11 protein-coding genes are annotated in these 14,123 nt (G+C 67.2%); 6 read left to right on the top strand and 5 right to left on the bottom strand.

The window, feature by feature from the left end:
• Positions 1-53: 53 nt before the first annotated feature.
• From UC35_RS04550 to UC35_RS04540, 3 genes are read right to left on the bottom strand one after another with little or no spacing between them, the layout of a single operon-like run.
• Positions 54-1,169: an acyl-CoA dehydrogenase family protein gene (locus tag UC35_RS04550; RefSeq protein WP_061496619.1), complete on the bottom strand. Its 1,116-nt coding sequence runs from the start codon at positions 1,167-1,169 to the stop codon at positions 54-56.
• Between the two features lie 12 nt (positions 1,170-1,181).
• Positions 1,182-2,360, bottom strand: a complete 1,179-nt coding sequence (locus tag UC35_RS04545; protein WP_061496616.1) for an acyl-CoA dehydrogenase family protein — start codon at positions 2,358-2,360, stop codon at positions 1,182-1,184.
• Positions 2,361-2,389: 29 nt separating this feature from the next.
• A complete protein-coding gene (locus UC35_RS04540) occupies positions 2,390-3,067 on the bottom strand; it encodes a YceH family protein (RefSeq protein WP_061496614.1) in 678 nt (225 codons plus the stop codon).
• Between the two features lie 51 nt (positions 3,068-3,118).
• On the opposite strand from UC35_RS04540, the gene purN reads away from it, so the two are divergent.
• From purN to UC35_RS04525, 3 genes are all read left to right on the top strand, one after another.
• The gene (gene purN, locus UC35_RS04535; RefSeq protein ID WP_061496611.1) at positions 3,119-3,721 is read left to right on the top strand and encodes a phosphoribosylglycinamide formyltransferase; all 603 of its coding nucleotides are present in this window, start codon (positions 3,119-3,121) and stop codon (positions 3,719-3,721) included.
• The gene (locus tag UC35_RS04530; protein WP_061496609.1) at positions 3,711-4,982 is read left to right on the top strand and encodes an RsmB/NOP family class I SAM-dependent RNA methyltransferase; all 1,272 of its coding nucleotides are present in this window, start codon (positions 3,711-3,713) and stop codon (positions 4,980-4,982) included. Before purN ends, UC35_RS04530 begins: the two co-directional genes overlap by 11 nt.
• 160 nt (positions 4,983-5,142) lie before the next feature.
• Positions 5,143-6,357, top strand: coding sequence for a fatty acid desaturase (locus UC35_RS04525; RefSeq protein ID WP_061496606.1), 1,215 nt, complete (start codon positions 5,143-5,145; stop codon positions 6,355-6,357).
• 66 nt (positions 6,358-6,423) lie between these two features.
• Here UC35_RS04525 and UC35_RS04520 read toward each other — a convergent pair whose 3' ends face one another.
• Together UC35_RS04520 and UC35_RS04515 are read right to left on the bottom strand one after the other, a co-directional pair.
• Positions 6,424-7,458 carry a cupin domain-containing protein gene (locus UC35_RS04520; RefSeq protein ID WP_061496603.1) on the bottom strand — a complete coding sequence of 345 codons (1,035 nt, stop codon included), beginning with the start codon at positions 7,456-7,458 and terminating at the stop codon, positions 6,424-6,426.
• Positions 7,459-7,471: 13 nt separating this feature from the next.
• Positions 7,472-8,671 carry a 3-hydroxybenzoate 6-monooxygenase gene (locus UC35_RS04515; RefSeq protein WP_061496601.1) on the bottom strand — a complete coding sequence of 400 codons (1,200 nt, stop codon included), beginning with the start codon at positions 8,669-8,671 and terminating at the stop codon, positions 7,472-7,474.
• A gap of 90 nt (positions 8,672-8,761) precedes the next feature.
• On the opposite strand from UC35_RS04515, the gene UC35_RS04510 reads away from it, so the two are divergent.
• From UC35_RS04510 to UC35_RS04500, 3 genes are all read left to right on the top strand, one after another.
• On the top strand, positions 8,762-9,658 hold the full coding sequence (locus UC35_RS04510; protein ID WP_061496599.1) for a LysR family transcriptional regulator: 897 nt from the start codon (positions 8,762-8,764) through the stop codon (positions 9,656-9,658).
• Between the two features lie 252 nt (positions 9,659-9,910).
• Positions 9,911-11,893 carry a TAT-dependent nitrous-oxide reductase gene (nosZ, locus tag UC35_RS04505; RefSeq protein ID WP_061496597.1) on the top strand — a complete coding sequence of 661 codons (1,983 nt, stop codon included), beginning with the start codon at positions 9,911-9,913 and terminating at the stop codon, positions 11,891-11,893.
• A 57-nt stretch (positions 11,894-11,950) separates the two neighbouring features.
• Positions 11,951-14,110, top strand: coding sequence for a 4Fe-4S binding protein (locus tag UC35_RS04500; protein WP_061496595.1), 2,160 nt, complete (start codon positions 11,951-11,953; stop codon positions 14,108-14,110).
• Positions 14,111-14,123 lie beyond the last annotated feature (13 nt).

The raw sequence follows: 14,123 nt of genomic DNA, 5'->3' as shown, positions 1-14,123 counted from the left end.
CCCAAAGAAAAAAGCCCGCGAATGCGGGCTTTTCTGCTCGTGGAGCGCCTGTCTCAGGCGAACACGCCCGCCGTATCCTGCATGCGTGCGGACACCTCGCCCAGATGGTGCAGGGTGTCGCCGAAGGTCATCTCGAGCTGCGTGAGCTTCTTGAAGTAGTGGCTGCCGGCATATTCGTCGGTGACGCCGATGCCGCCGTGCATCTGCACCGACTGCTGGCCGATGAAGCGCATGGAGACCCCCAGCTGGTACTTGGCGCGGCCCATGGCGCGGCGGCGCTCCTCGGTCGGCGCATTGAGCTTGAGGGTGGCGTAGTAGCTCATGGAGCGCGCGAGCTCCAGCTGCATCTTCATGTCGGCCATGCGGTGGCGCAGCGCCTGGAAGGTCGACAAAGTGACGCCGAACTGCTTGCGCGTGTTCATGTACTCCGCCGTCAGCGCCATGGTCTTGTCCAGCGCGCCGACGGCTTCGGCGCAGGTGGCCGCGATGCCGATGTCCACCGCGTGCTCCAGGGCCGTGAGGCCGTCCTTGGTGACCAGTGCCGCTGGCGCAGACTGGAACTTCACTTCGGCGGCGCGGCTGCCGTCCTGCGTGACATAGCCTCGCGCGTTCACGCCCTGCGCGCTGCGCTCGACGAGGAACAGCGCGATCTTGCCGTCCACGGTGGCGGGAACGAGGAAAGCGTCGACCTGGTCGCCGGCGGGCACGATGCTCTTGTCGCCGGTCACGCTCCAGCCGTTGCCGGCCGGCGAAGCCTTCGCTTCGCACAAGTCCAGGCGGTAGCGGGCCTTGCGCTCCTGGTGCGCCAGTACCACCAGTGCCTCACCCGAAGCGATACGCGGCAGCCACGCCGACTTCAGGTCATCGTTGGCGTAGCCGCTGAGGACGCCCGAGGCAATCAGGGTCTGCGCCAGCGGTTCCATCACGATGCCGCGGCCCAGCTCCTCCATGACGACCATGGCCTCGACCGGCCCCATGCCCATGCCGCCGTGCTCTTCGGCGATGTAGAGGCCGGCCAGCCCCAGTTCGGCCAACTGGCCGTAGATGCCGCGGTCGAAACCGCCCGCTTTCACGATGGCGCGGCGGCGTTCGAAGTCATAGCCCTTGTCGACCCACTTGCGCACCGCGTCGCGCAGTTGTTCCTGGTCGTCGGAAAAATTGAAATCCATGTCCTGCTCCTCTTAGCCCAGCACCGTCTGTGCGACGATGGTGCGCTGTACTTCGCTCGAGCCGCCGTAGATGGTCGTCTTGCGGTAGTTGAAATAGGTGGCCGCCAGCGGCGCGACGTAGGCGGCGCCCACGTGCTCGCCCTGCCAGCCGGCTTCCATGGCCTCCTTGATGAAGGGCAGGGCGTAGGGACCGGCGGCCAGCATCATCAGCTCGGTGTAGCGCTGCTGGATCTCGCTGCCCTTGATCTTCAGCAGGCCGGCGATGTCCAGCGGGTTCTTGCCGGATTTTTCGGCCGACAGCACGCGCAGCACCATCATCTCCAGCGCCACCACGTCCACCTCCAGCCTGGCGACCTCGTCGCGGAAGCGCGGGTCCGCGTACACGCCTTCGGACTTGGCGATGCGCTTGAGGCGTTCCAGCTCGCGCTTGGCGCGGTTCACGTCGGCGATGTTGGTGCGTTCGTGCGACAGCAGGTGCTTGGCGTAGGTCCAGCCCTTGTTCTCCTCGCCGATCAGGTTCTCGGCGGGCACTTCGACGTTGTCGAAGAACACCTCGTTCACCTCGTGGCCGCCGTCCAGCATGATGATCGGGCGCACCGTGACGCCGGGCGACTTCATGTCGATCAGCAGGAAGGAGATGCCGGTCTGCGGCTTGCCTTCGGTGGAGGTGCGCACCAGGCAGAAGATCCAGTCGCCGTACTGCGCCAGCGTGGTCCAGGTCTTCTGGCCATTGACGATGTACTTGTCACCCTTGCGCTCGGCGCGGGTCTTGAGCGAGGCCAGGTCGGAGCCCGAGCCGGGCTCGCTGTAGCCCTGGCTCCACCAGACCTCGCCGCTGGCGATGCCCGGCAGGAAGCGCTTGTGCTGCTCGGCGTTGCCGAAGGTCATGATCACCGGCGCCACCATCACCGGGCCGAAGGGCACGATGCGAGGCGCGCCGGCCAGGGCGCACTCTTCCTCGAACAGGTGTTTTTGCACCGCGGTCCAGCCCGGGCCGCCGAACTCCTTGGGCCAGCCGTAGCCGAGCCAGCCCTTCTTGCCGAGGATCTTCGCCCAGCGTTGCATGTCGTCACGGGTGAGGTGCAGGGCGTTGTGCACCTTGTGGGAAATCTCCTGCGGGAGGTTGTCGCGCACCCAGGCGCGGATCTCCTCTCGGAATTTCTGTTCTTCAGGGGTGAATGCGAGGTCCATAACTGTCCTTTGGAGGCTGCTGCGCGAGTTTAAGCACGATCGTTCGATTTCAGGTGTCCAGGCGGTGACAGGCCCAGTTCGCCGCAGACGCCCTGCACCCATGCACGCAGGTCGGCGAGTTCGGCTTCCAGCGTCGCGACGCGATCGACCAGCGAACTGCCGGCAGCCTCGGCCGCCCCGGACGGCGCCGAGAGCGCCGCCGCGTCGACCGGACCGCACAGCAAGTGCGCCCAGCGCGCTTCACGTGCGCCGGCGGCGCGCGGCAACTGCACGACCAGCGGGCCGCCGCGCTCGTCGGGGCGCTCGCGCAATTCGTCTAGGAAGGCTTCCACCGAGGAGATGTCGGCGAAGCGGTACCAGCGCTCGCTGTGGATGCGCAACTCGCCGGGCGTCTGCGGGCCGCGCAGCATCAGCAAGCCCAGCAGCACGGCGGACTGCTCGGGCACGAGCATGGCGCGCTGGAAATTGTGTTCCCAGCGGGCGACCCGGTTGCCGCTGGAGCTCAGCGCCAGCGAGCGCCCTTTCAGGCCGTCGAGCGCCTCCTGCACCTCGGCCTCGGACAGCTGGGTCACCGGATCGCGGCTGCTTTTCTGGTTGCAGCCGGCGACCAGGGCATTGAGCGACATCGGATAGGTATCGGGCACAGTGCGTGCCTTTTCCATCAGCGTGCCGAGCACGCGGGCTTCGTGGAAGGTGAGGGGAGTCATGTCGGGAGCCTGGACGGCAGAGTCCAGGCTCCAAGGATAATCGCGGCCGACATGAAGAACATCGTGATACTGATCTCGGGTGGGGGCTCGAACATGGCTGCCATTGTGCGCGCGGCCCAGCGCGACGACTGGCGCCGGCGCCACGACGCGCAGGTCGTCGCCGTCATCAGCAACCGCGCCGACGCCGGCGGACTGGCGTTTGCGCGCAGCCAGGACATTGCCACCGAGGTCGTCGACCACAAGGCGTTCGCCTCGCGCGAACTCTTCGACGAAGCGCTGGCCCGCGCGATCGACGCGCATCGGCCGGCGCTGGTGGTGCTGGCCGGCTTCATGCGTATCCTGACGCCGGCTTTCGTGGCGCGCTATGCGGGGCGCCTGCTGAACATCCATCCTTCGCTGCTGCCGGCCTTTCCCGGCCTGCATACGCACCAGCGCGCGATCGAGGCGGGCTGCAAGTTCGCCGGCGCCACCGTGCACCAGGTGACGTCGGACCTCGACCACGGCCCCATCCTGGAGCAGGCGGTGGTGCCCATCCTGGCCGGTGACAGCGCCGACCGGCTGGCCGAGCGCGTGCTGACGCAGGAGCACTTGATCTATCCACGCGCGATTGCAGCCCTGCTGCCCACCTTGCCCGGGGCGAGCCATGCATCCTAAAGCGCTGCTCGATGCCTGCAGCGAACTAGTGGGGCAGGTCCTCAAGTTCGAACACCCGGCCGACGCCGTGGTGTCGCGCTATTTCCGCGAGCACCGTTCGCTGGGGCCGCGCGAGCGCGCGACGCTGGCCGAAACGGTGTACGCGGTGCTGCGGCGCAAGCTGCTGTTCGACCACCTGGCCCCTTCGGGCAGCGGGCCGCGCCAGCGCCGGATGGCGATCCTGGGTTTCCATGGCCCGCGCGACTTCCTGAAGAGCGCCCTGACTGAGCAGGAAAAATCCTGGCTCGACCAGTGCGACGCGATCCGTCCGCAGGACCTGCTGGAACGCCACCGCCACAACTTCCCGGAGTGGCTGGTGCAGCCGCTCAAGGATCAGCTGGGCGAGGGCTTCTGGGCCCTGGCCGAGGGCCTGAACCAGCCGGCGCCGCTGGACCTGCGCGTCAACCTGCTGACCGACAAGCGCGAGGACGTGCGGCGCGAACTGGAACTGGCAGGCCTGCACGGTCAGCCGACGCCTTATTCGCCGTGGGGCCTGCGCCTGGCCGGCAAGCCTGCGATCAACCGGCTCGATGCCTTCGCGCGCGGCGCGGTCGAAGTGCAGGACGAGGGCTCGCAGCTGCTGGCGCTGCTGCTGGATGCCAAGCGCGGCGAGATGGTGGTGGACTTCTGCGCCGGCGCCGGCGGCAAGACGCTGGCGATCGGCGCGGCCATGCGCAATACCGGCCGGCTCTACGCCTTCGACACTTCGGCGCACCGGCTGGACGCGCTCAAGCCGCGGCTGGCGCGCAGCAAGCTGTCGAATGTGCATCCCGCGGCGATCGCGCACGAGCGCGACGACCGGGTCAAGCGCCTGGCCGGCAAGATCGACCGCGTGATCGTCGATGCGCCCTGTTCCGGGCTGGGCACGCTGCGGCGCAACCCGGACCTGAAATGGCGCCAGTCGGCCGAGGCCGTGCAGGAGATGACGGAGAAGCAGGCGGCCATCCTGCAAAGCGCCTCGCGCCTGCTCAAGCCGGGAGGACGCCTGGTGTACGCCACCTGCAGCCTGCTGCGCCAGGAGAACGAGGACATCGCAGCCGCGTTCGGCGCCGCCAACCCGGACTTCAGCGCGATGCCGGCCGGCCAGGTACTGGAGCCACTGAAGGTGCGCGATGCGGCAGCGCTCTGCTCGGGCGGCGACGACGGCCTGCAGTACCTTCGCTTGTGGCCGCACCGGCATGCCACGGACGGATTCTTTGCCGCCCTGTGGGTGAAAAATTGACGGGCTGGACCCAGGGCTGATCCAAAAATAGTGCGGACAGGCGCTATTTGGAATCGCCTGGGGATATGCACAGCTTGCTTTCGTACCCCGGATCTTAAAATTCTGGTTGAGGAAGGCTGTCCCGGCCGTCCCGTTCCTACACAAGAGAGACCCCCGATCCATGATGCTTCCCGATTGGCCCGTGCTGAACGCGGCTGTTGACTGGCTGGCGAACGGCATGTGGCAGTTGTCCTGGTGGCAGGTGGTGCTGTACACGCTGGCGGTGACCCACATCACCATCGCCTCGGTCACGATCTTCCTGCACCGGAGCCAGGCGCACCGGGCGCTGGACCTGCATCCGATCCCGGCTCATTTCTTCCGTTTCTGGCTGTGGCTCAGCACGGGCATGGTGACCAAGGAATGGGTGGCCATCCACCGGAAGCACCACGCCAAGTGCGAGACCGCGGATGACCCGCACAGCCCGCAGGCCAAGGGCATCGAGACCGTGCTGTGGCGTGGCGCCGAGCTTTACCGTGCGGAAGCGAAGAACCAGGAAACCCTGGCCAAGTTCGGCCACGGCACCCCGAACGACTGGATCGAGCGCAATCTGTACACGCGCTACAGCTGGCAGGGCGTGGGGCTGATGCTGATCATCAACCTGGCGCTGTTCGGTGTGCTCGGCCTGACCGTCTGGGCGGTGCAGATGCTCTGGATCCCCGTGACGGCGGCCGGCATCATCAACGGCATCGGCCACTACTGGGGCTACCGCAATTTCGAGGCACCCGACGCCAGCACCAACATCTCGCCCTGGGGCATGATCATCGGCGGCGAGGAACTGCACAACAACCACCACACCTATCCGACCTCGGCCAAGTTCTCGGTCAAGAAGTACGAGTTCGACCTGGGCTGGGTCTACATCTCGCTGATGCGCAGGATCGGCTGGGCCACCGTGAAGAAGGTGCCGCCCAAGCTGCAGCTCGGCGCCGTCCGTCCGGTGGCCGACGAGAAGACGCTGGAAGCGCTGATCGCCAACCGCTACGAGGTGATGGCGGCCTACGGCCGCGAGATGAAGCGCGTCTGCAAGACCGAGATCGCCACGCTCAAGGCCAAGCGGGCCGATTTCTCGGTGCTCAAAACGGCCAAGCGCTGGCTGCACCGCGACGAGGACCGGGTGCCCGCGTCGGCGCGGCCCCAGCTGGCCCAGGCGCGCGCGGCGCACCCGGTGCTCGACAAGATGGTGGCGATGCGCGAGGAACTGCGCCAGATGTGGCTGAACACCTCCCAGTCGCGCGAACAGCTCACCGCCGAGCTGCAGTCCTGGTGCCGCCGCGCCGAGGAAAGCGGGATCGTGGCCCTGCAGCAGTTCTCGCAGCGCCTGCGCTCCGCCCACGCCTGAGTTCCCGGCCCTCCAGAACGAAAGCCCCGCCATGCGGGGCTTTCTTATTTGCGGGTGCCGCGGGCGCTAGCTCAGCTGCTCCACGCCCAGCTTGCGGTGAAGCGGCCCTTCGTCGGCCAGGAAGAGGAAGGCGGGCCGGTCGCTGCCGAGGTTGCGCAGCCGCACCTCGCAGTAACCCGGCGCGCAGCAGGTGTCGGCTTCGGCCAGCGCAAACACCTCGCCGGCGATGGAGGCCTCGGCGCCGCCTTCGATCAAGTGGAACACGCAGGCCGGCGAGCGCGCCGGCAGCACCAGCGTCTGGCCTGGGCGCAGCATCAACGCGTGAAAGCCCAGGATGTTCTGCGCGTCCGCTCCGGTTTCCGGGTTGACGTAACTCATCTGCACACACTCCAGCGCCGGCCGGTCGGCCGCCAGCGACAGCAGTGCGGCGCGCGCATCCGCCCAGGGGTAGCGAAGCATCGGGTAGGCCTTCGGCCCACGCTGGAACATGGGCGTGGGCACCAGGCCGGCGCGGGCATAGGCCGATTCGCCATGGCCGGCCGCGGGATCCTGGCGCCGGCCTTCCAGCACGTAGGAGGTCTCCAGGTAGTACACCAGCGGCAGGTCCAGCACGTCCAGCCAGACGACCGGGTCGCTGCCGTCATGGCCATGCTCATGCCACATGCCGGTGGGCGTGAGGATCAGGTCGCCGCGCTCCATCGGGCACTTCTCGCCGTTGACCGTGGTGTAGGCGCCTTCGCCCTCGATGACCATGCGCACGGCGTTGGGCGTGTGGCGATGCGCCGGCGCCCATTCGCCCGGCAGCAGCAGTTGCATGCCCAGGTAGATCGCGGCGCTGGCTTTCATGTTGTCCAGCCCGTGGCCCGGGTTGGCCAGCACCAGCACACGGCGCTCGGCCTTTTCCATGGGGGTGAGCTCGCCGGCGCGCAACAGCAGCGGCCGCAGCGCCTGGTAGGACCAGCAGGTGGGCCGGGTGGCCGGGCGCGGGCGGCCCGGCGGCAACACCGCGCGCAGGCTGGGCCACAGGGGGACCAGGTTCTGGGCGCGCAGGTCCGCCACGTATTGCTCCGGCAGGTCTTCCAGTCGTCCGAGTTCGTTCATGCGGGGTCTCCGGTTAGCGTGCGAGGCAGTTGTCGACCTTCCAGCCGTACAGCCATTCGAGCGCGTCGTAGAAGCGCTCGGGCGTGCGGCCGCGCCACAGGTCATTGCGCACCAGGCGCTCGACGCCCTTGGCGTGGTAGATGCGGCCCATCTCGCGCGAGGAGAGCACCACGCGGGCCGTGCGCGCCACGCGCGAACGCTGGTACAGGGCCAGGGCGCGCGGGAAATCATTGCCGTTCACGCGCAGCGCCTCGCCCAGCGTCACCGCGTCCTCCATGGCCATGCAGGCGCCCTGCGCCATGTACTGCGTGGTCGGGTGCGCGGCATCCCCCAGTAGCGTGGCCCGGCCGAACGCCCACTGGCCGATGGGTTCGCGATCGGCGGTGGCCCAGCGCTTCCAGCTCCTGGGCAGGTCGATCAGTTGTCTGGCGCGCGGGCATACCTCGCCGAAGTAGCTTTGCACTTCCTCGCGGCTGCCGTCGGTGACACCCCATTCCTCCTGCTGGCGGCTATGGAAGGTGACCACCACGTTGTACTGCTCGCCGCCGCGCAGGGGATAGTGCACCAGGTGGCAGTTGGGGCCCACCCAGATGCTTGCCGCGTTCCAGCGCAGCTCCTCGGGGAAGTCCTTGCGGTCGACCACGGCCCGGTACACCACATGACCGGTCACGCGCGCCGGGTCGTTCACGTACTGCTGGCGCACCACCGAGCGGCCACCATCGGCGCCGATCAGCGCCTGGCCGCGAAAGCTGCGGCCGTTGGGGCAGTGCGCGGTCACGGTGTCGCCGTCCTGCTCCACGCGTTCGACGCGGGCATGGGTGTGGATCTCGACCTCGCCGGTGGCCTGCGCGCCTTCCAGCAGCGAGGTGTGGATGTCCACGCGGTGGATCACCGCGTAGGGGTTGCCGAAGCGCTCCCGGAATGCCTCGCCGGTCGGGATCTTCGCCACCTGGTATTCGTCGATGGCGTCGTGCATCACCATGTAGTCCGTGTAGACGGCGCGGCCGCGGGCACGCTCGCCCACGCCCAGGGCGTCGAAGGCCGAAAAGGCGTTGGGGCCGAGCTGCATGCCGGCACCGATCTCGCCAATCTCCGCGGCCTGTTCCAGCACCGTCACCTTGAACCCCTGCCGCACCAGCGCCAGCGCGGCAGCCAGCCCGCCGACGCCGCCGCCGGCCACGATCACCGGCAGGGCCTGAGCTTGTTGAGCCATCTCTTGTCTCCTGTGCCAAGGTCCATCTTGGCAGGCCGTGTCATCGAGTAAAGAGCTTAAGATGCATTTGATCGATCAGGTTTTTTGATTATGGCCAAGCTCGACCTGGAGTGGCTGCACGTCTTCCTGGAGGTGTACCGCACGCAAGGCGTCACGCGCGCGGCCGAGCGGCTGGCGCTGCCGCAGTCGAACACAAGCGTCGCCCTGAACAAGCTGCGCCGCTACTACGGCGACCCGCTGTTCGCGCGCACCTCACGTGGCATGGAGCCCACCGCGTTCGCGCAGGCCATCTATCCCGAAGTGCGCGACGCCGTGGAGCGCCTCGCCCGGCTCAGCGGCGCGCGGGCCAGCTTCGACCCCGCGACGGCACAGCGCAGCTTCTGCATCAGCATGACGGACATCAGCGAGATCGTGGTGCTGCCGCGGCTGGTCAACCAGCTGCGCCGGGTGGCGCCCGGCGTGCAGATCGCGACCGAGCACTCCTCGCCCGAGACCGCGCGCCGGCTCGAGTCGGGTGAGGTCGACCTGGCCATCGGCTTCCTGCCGCACCTGGAGGCCGGGTTCTATCAGCAGACGCTGTTCAAGCAGGACTTCGTCTGCCTGGCGGCGGCCCGCCACCCGCGCGTGCGGAGCACGCTCACCAAGCAGGCCTTCCTGGCCGAAGGCCACATCAGCGTGACCACTTCGGGCACCGGCCATGCGATCGTCGACAAGGTGCTGGCGCGGCACCGCATGGCGCGCCGCATCGCGTTGCGCGTGCCCAGCTTCCTGGGGGTGGCGCGGCTGGTGGCAAGCACCGAACTGCTGGTGATCGTTCCGCGCCGACTCGGCGAAGCCCTGGCCGGGCAGGAGGCGATCCGCATCATCGAGCCGCCGGTGGCGCTGCCGCCCTTTGCGGTCAAGCAGCACTGGCACGAGCGCTTCCACGCCGACGCCGGCAACGCCTGGCTGCGCGCCACGCTGGCCCAACTGATGAAGGAAGGCTGAGCCGTTTGCAGTGGCCTGGCTGGCGGATGCAGCGAACTGCGTTACACACCCACCCATTTTTGACCTGGGGCCCCTACCTCCGTCGCCCCCGGACGCCTAGAATGCCCGACCGTAATGGCCACCGGCCATGCGATCGAGTGTCCCGAACGAGCGGGATTGCGGCTCGTTGCAAGAACAGCGAAGCCGAGAGAGGCATCTCGTTCCTGAACATGGCGAACTTCTCCTGGAGGGAGGCACTGTGAAGGAACATCTATGGCTACCGACCGGCAAAAGGGTAAGGGAACGGCCGACGATCTCGCACGGCGCAAATTTCTGAGCGCTGCCGCCGCCGCCGGCTTGGGCGGCACCGGTTTGGCCGTGGGGCTGGCCTCCTGCGACCGGCCGGACAAGACCGCCACGACCGCTGCGCCCGCGGCCAGCGGAAGCGGACCTGGCGAGACAGCCCCGGCGCCGGGCGCAGCGACCCGGGTGGGTGGCACGCATGGCGGCCACGAAGTCCCGCCCGGGCAGCTCGATCCCTACTACGGCTTCTGGAGCGGCGGCCACTCCGGCGAATTCCGCGTGCTGGCGGTGCCGTCGATGCGCGAGATCAAGCGCATCCCGGTGTTCCAGCCGGACCCGCTCAGCGGCTGGGGACAGACCAACGAGTCGAAGAAGATCCTCGGCACCCGGCCGGACGGCAGCCTGAAGTTCAGCAACGGCGACTCGCATCACCCGGTGGCGTCCTATGCCAACGGCACTTACGACGGCAAGTACGCCTGGACCAACGACAAGCTGAACACGCGCATCGCGCGCATCCGGCTGGACACCTTCGAGTGCGACAAGATCACCGAGCTGCCCAACGTGCAAGGCCTGCACGGCGCCTGCCCCGACAAGCGGGATCCGGTCGATGCCAATATCAACCACACCACGCGCCTCTTCGTGGGCGCCGAGTTCGGCATCCCCTTGCCGAACGACGGCAAGGACATGGAGAACCCGGCCAAGTACGGGAGCCTGGTCACCTGCATCGATGCCGAAACCATGGAAGTGCGGTGGCAGTGCCAGATGGACGGCAACATGGACCTGCTGGCCACTTCCTACGACGGCAAGCTGGCCGCCTGGAACCAGTACAACAGCGAGAACGGCCTGAAGTTCGCCGACATGATGGTCGCCGAGCGGGACAACGTCGTGTTCATCAACGTCGCGCGCATCGAGCAGGCGGTCAAGGACCGCAAGTTCAAGACGATCGGCGATTCCAAGGTGCCGGTGGTCGACGGTACCAAGAACGGCAACAAGGACCCGAAGACGGCCGTGGTCTGCTATGTGCCGATTCCGAAGAACCCGCACGGGGTGAACGCTACGCCGGACGGCAAGTACTTCATCGCCTCGGGAAAGCTCTCGCCGACCTGCTCGGTGATCGACCTGTCGCTGATGCTCAAGTGGTTCGACGGCGAGGTGAAGGAGCCGCGCGACACCGTGGTCGCCGAACCCGAGCTGGGCCTGGGGCCCCTGCACACGACCTTCGACGGCAAGGGCAATGCCTTCACCACTCTGTTCCTCGACAGCCAGGTCGTCAAGTGGGACGTCGAGGCGGCCATCAAGGCGTTCAAAGGCGACAAGAACGCGAAGGTCGTGCTCGATCGCATCGACTGCAACTACCAGCCGGGCCACCTCAATGCCAGCATGGCCGAAACGCGCGAGGCCGACGGCAAGTGGCTGGTGGTCGGAAGCAAGTTCTCCAAGGACCGCTTCCTGCCGGTTGGGCCGCTGCACAGCGAGAACGAGCAGCTGTTCGACATCGGCGGCGAAAAGATGAAGCTGATCGGCGACCATCCGGCGCACCCGGAGCCGCACGACTTCATCATCGTGCGGCGCGACAAGGTCAAGACGCGGCAGGTCTACAACCTCGACGATTTTCCGAACCCGATCAAGGACTTCAAGGACAGCCGTCTCGAGCGCAAGGGCAACAAGGTCACGGTGTTCCTGGCGGCCGGCGCGCCGCAGTTCAGCCTGCCCGATTTCAAGGTCAAGCGCGGCGACGAGGTGACCATAGTGCTCACCAACATCGACAAGGTCGAAGACCTGACGCACGGGATCGGCATCCAGAACTACAGCGTCAACATGATCGTCAACCCCGGCGAGACCAAGTCGGTCACCTTCAAGGCCGACAAGCCGGGCGTCTATTGGTGCTACTGCACGCACTTTTGCCATGCCCTGCACCTGGAGATGCGCAGCCGGATGCTGGTGGAAGCGTGATCGTCGTGCCGGCCGCCGCGCGCGGCCGGATCGCCCATGGCCTGGGCTTCGAGCGGGATGAGCCGAATGTCAGCCATCGCCCGGAGGGTCCTGTCGCTGCTTGCGGGCCTCGCGCTCGCCGCGGGTGCGTTCGCGCAGACCTATGAGGCGCAACTTTCGCCCAAGCTGTCGAGCGACCCGGACATGTGCGCGCATGCGCCCTGCGCCGAGGTGCTGCCGGGCGCCGACAGCTTTTCCACCCGCAAGGGCCGGCCCGCCTACGTCGAGGCCTACGCCACCCGAGGGGGCGCGAAGCAGTTGGTCGGCTACGTCTTCCTGTCCACCGACATCGTCGACATTCCGGCCTATTCGGGCAAGCCGGTCGTCACGCTGATCGGGATGGACACCAAGGGGATCATCACCGGCGTCAAGATCCTCAAGCACAGCGAGCCCATCCTGCTGCTGGGGATTCCCGAATCCAAGCTCCTCGGCTTCATCGGCCAGTACGTCGGCAAGTCGGCGAGCGACAAGATCGAGGTCGGCCGCGGGCGGGCCGAACCCGGCACCACCCGCATCGATGCGATCAGCGGCGCGACCGTGACGGTGATTGCGCAGAACCAGGTCATCACGCGCTCGGCCTACGAAGTCGCGCGCCAGGTGGGCCTCGTCAAGGCGCAGGAAAAGCCGGCGGCGAAGTTCACCGAGATCGCCGGGAAGCTGGACTGGAATGCGCTCACCAAGGAAGGCAGCGTGCAGCGGCTGACCGTCGAGCCCAGGCAGATCGGCGAGGCCGACACCGGCCAGCCACACCTAGACATGCATTTCGGCTACCTCAACGCGCCGAACGTGGGATCCAACGTGCTGGGCGCGGAAGCGTGGCGGCAGCTGATGGCGGGCCTGAAGCCCGACGAGCACGCCATCTTCATCGTCGCGCAGGGTACGGGCTCGTTCAAGGGCTCCGGATTCGTGCGCGGCGGCATCTTCGACCGGATCCAGGTGATCCAGGGGCGTGATACCTTCACCTTCCGCGACCTGGACTACCTTCCGTTCCCCGGTTTCGCGGCGCCCGGCGCGCCCGAGTATCGCGAGTCCGGGATCTTCATCCTGCGCGGCGGCGGGTTCAGCGGTGCCTATCCATGGAGCCTGGTGTACCTGGCGAGCCGGGTGGATCAGCAGACCGGTGCCCGCACCTTCTCCGGATTCGAGCGGGAATACTGGCTGCCCGCGCGCTACCTGGAGGGCGGGCGGCCGGCCGTGCAGCGGCCGCAGGCGGCGTGGGTCGCGGTGTGGCAGGCCAAGCAGGCCGAGGTCATTGCGCTGGTGCTGTTCCTCGCGGCCGTGGCCGGGGTGTACGCCGTGCACGACAAGCTGGTGCGCAAGGCGACGCGCAAGGACAAACGCTGGGTCACCGTGCCGCGCTACATCATCTGGGTGATCAGTGTTGGCTTCATCGGCTTCTACGCGCTCGCGGTGCCCAGCATCACCCACGTGATGACCTGGCTGCACGCCATCCTCTTCGAGTGGCGCTGGGAGCTGTTCCTGTCGGATCCGCTGATCTTCATCTTCTGGTGGTTCATAATCATCACCGTGTTCATCTGGGGGCGCGGCCTGTTCTGCGGCTGGCTGTGCCCCTACGGCGCGCTGGCCGAGCTGGCGCACAAGCTGGCAGCGGCACTCGGCCTGCGGCGCTTCCAGTTCAACTTGCCCATGCGCTGGCACAACAAGCTCAAGTGGGTCAAGTACGGCATCTTCGGGCTGCTGGTGGCCGTGTCGTTCTATTCGATCGAGACAGCGGAGAAGATGGCCGAGGTCGAGCCCTTCAAGTCGACCTTCCTCGTGGGCGGCTTCTGGAGCCGGGCATGGCCCTTCGTCCTGTACTGGGTGGCACTGTTCGGCGTCTCGCTGTTCATTGAGCGCCCGTTCTGCAAGTACCTGTGCCCGCTGGGGGCCGGATTGGCGATCCCCACCACCTTCCGCGCCGTGCCGCTGAAGCGCAAGGCCGAATGCGGGAACCCCTGCCATGCCTGCGCCAAGGGTTGCAGTGCGCTTTCGATCGACAAGAGCGGGCGCATCGATCAGCGCGAGTGCCTGCTGTGCCTCGAGTGCCAGATCCTCTACTACGACGATCACTCCTGTCCGCCGCTGTCTTCCGAGCGCAGGCGGCGCAGCCGGGCCGGCCTTCCCTTGACGCCCATTGCCAAGGACGGCTATTTCATTCCCATCAAGGAGGTCCGGTGAGGCGGGCGCGCCT

The sequence above is a fragment of the Ramlibacter tataouinensis genome (assembly GCF_001580455.1).
Classification (GTDB): domain Bacteria; phylum Pseudomonadota; class Gammaproteobacteria; order Burkholderiales; family Burkholderiaceae_C; genus Ramlibacter; species Ramlibacter tataouinensis_B.
The sequence above is the reverse complement of the archived record's forward strand: the minus strand, read 5'-3'. Positions and strand labels throughout refer to the sequence as shown.

What these genes read in the sequence shown, in the direction of transcription:
- UC35_RS04550 (WP_061496619.1), bottom strand. Translation starts at nt 1,169, where the DNA reads ATGGATTTCAATTTTTCCGACGACCAGGAACAACTGCGCGACGCGGTG.
- UC35_RS04545 (WP_061496616.1), bottom strand. Translation starts at nt 2,360, where the DNA reads ATGGACCTCGCATTCACCCCTGAAGAACAGAAATTCCGAGAGGAGATC.
- UC35_RS04540 (WP_061496614.1), bottom strand. Translation starts at nt 3,067, where the DNA reads ATGACTCCCCTCACCTTCCACGAAGCCCGCGTGCTCGGCACGCTGATG.
- purN (WP_061496611.1), top strand. Translation starts at nt 3,119, where the DNA reads ATGAAGAACATCGTGATACTGATCTCGGGTGGGGGCTCGAACATGGCT.
- UC35_RS04530 (WP_061496609.1), top strand. Translation starts at nt 3,711, where the DNA reads ATGCATCCTAAAGCGCTGCTCGATGCCTGCAGCGAACTAGTGGGGCAG.
- UC35_RS04525 (WP_061496606.1), top strand. Translation starts at nt 5,143, where the DNA reads ATGATGCTTCCCGATTGGCCCGTGCTGAACGCGGCTGTTGACTGGCTG.
- UC35_RS04520 (WP_061496603.1), bottom strand. Translation starts at nt 7,458, where the DNA reads ATGAACGAACTCGGACGACTGGAAGACCTGCCGGAGCAATACGTGGCG.
- UC35_RS04515 (WP_061496601.1), bottom strand. Translation starts at nt 8,671, where the DNA reads ATGGCTCAACAAGCTCAGGCCCTGCCGGTGATCGTGGCCGGCGGCGGC.
- UC35_RS04510 (WP_061496599.1), top strand. Translation starts at nt 8,762, where the DNA reads ATGGCCAAGCTCGACCTGGAGTGGCTGCACGTCTTCCTGGAGGTGTAC.
- nosZ (WP_061496597.1), top strand. Translation starts at nt 9,911, where the DNA reads ATGGCTACCGACCGGCAAAAGGGTAAGGGAACGGCCGACGATCTCGCA.
- UC35_RS04500 (WP_061496595.1), top strand. Translation starts at nt 11,951, where the DNA reads ATGAGCCGAATGTCAGCCATCGCCCGGAGGGTCCTGTCGCTGCTTGCG.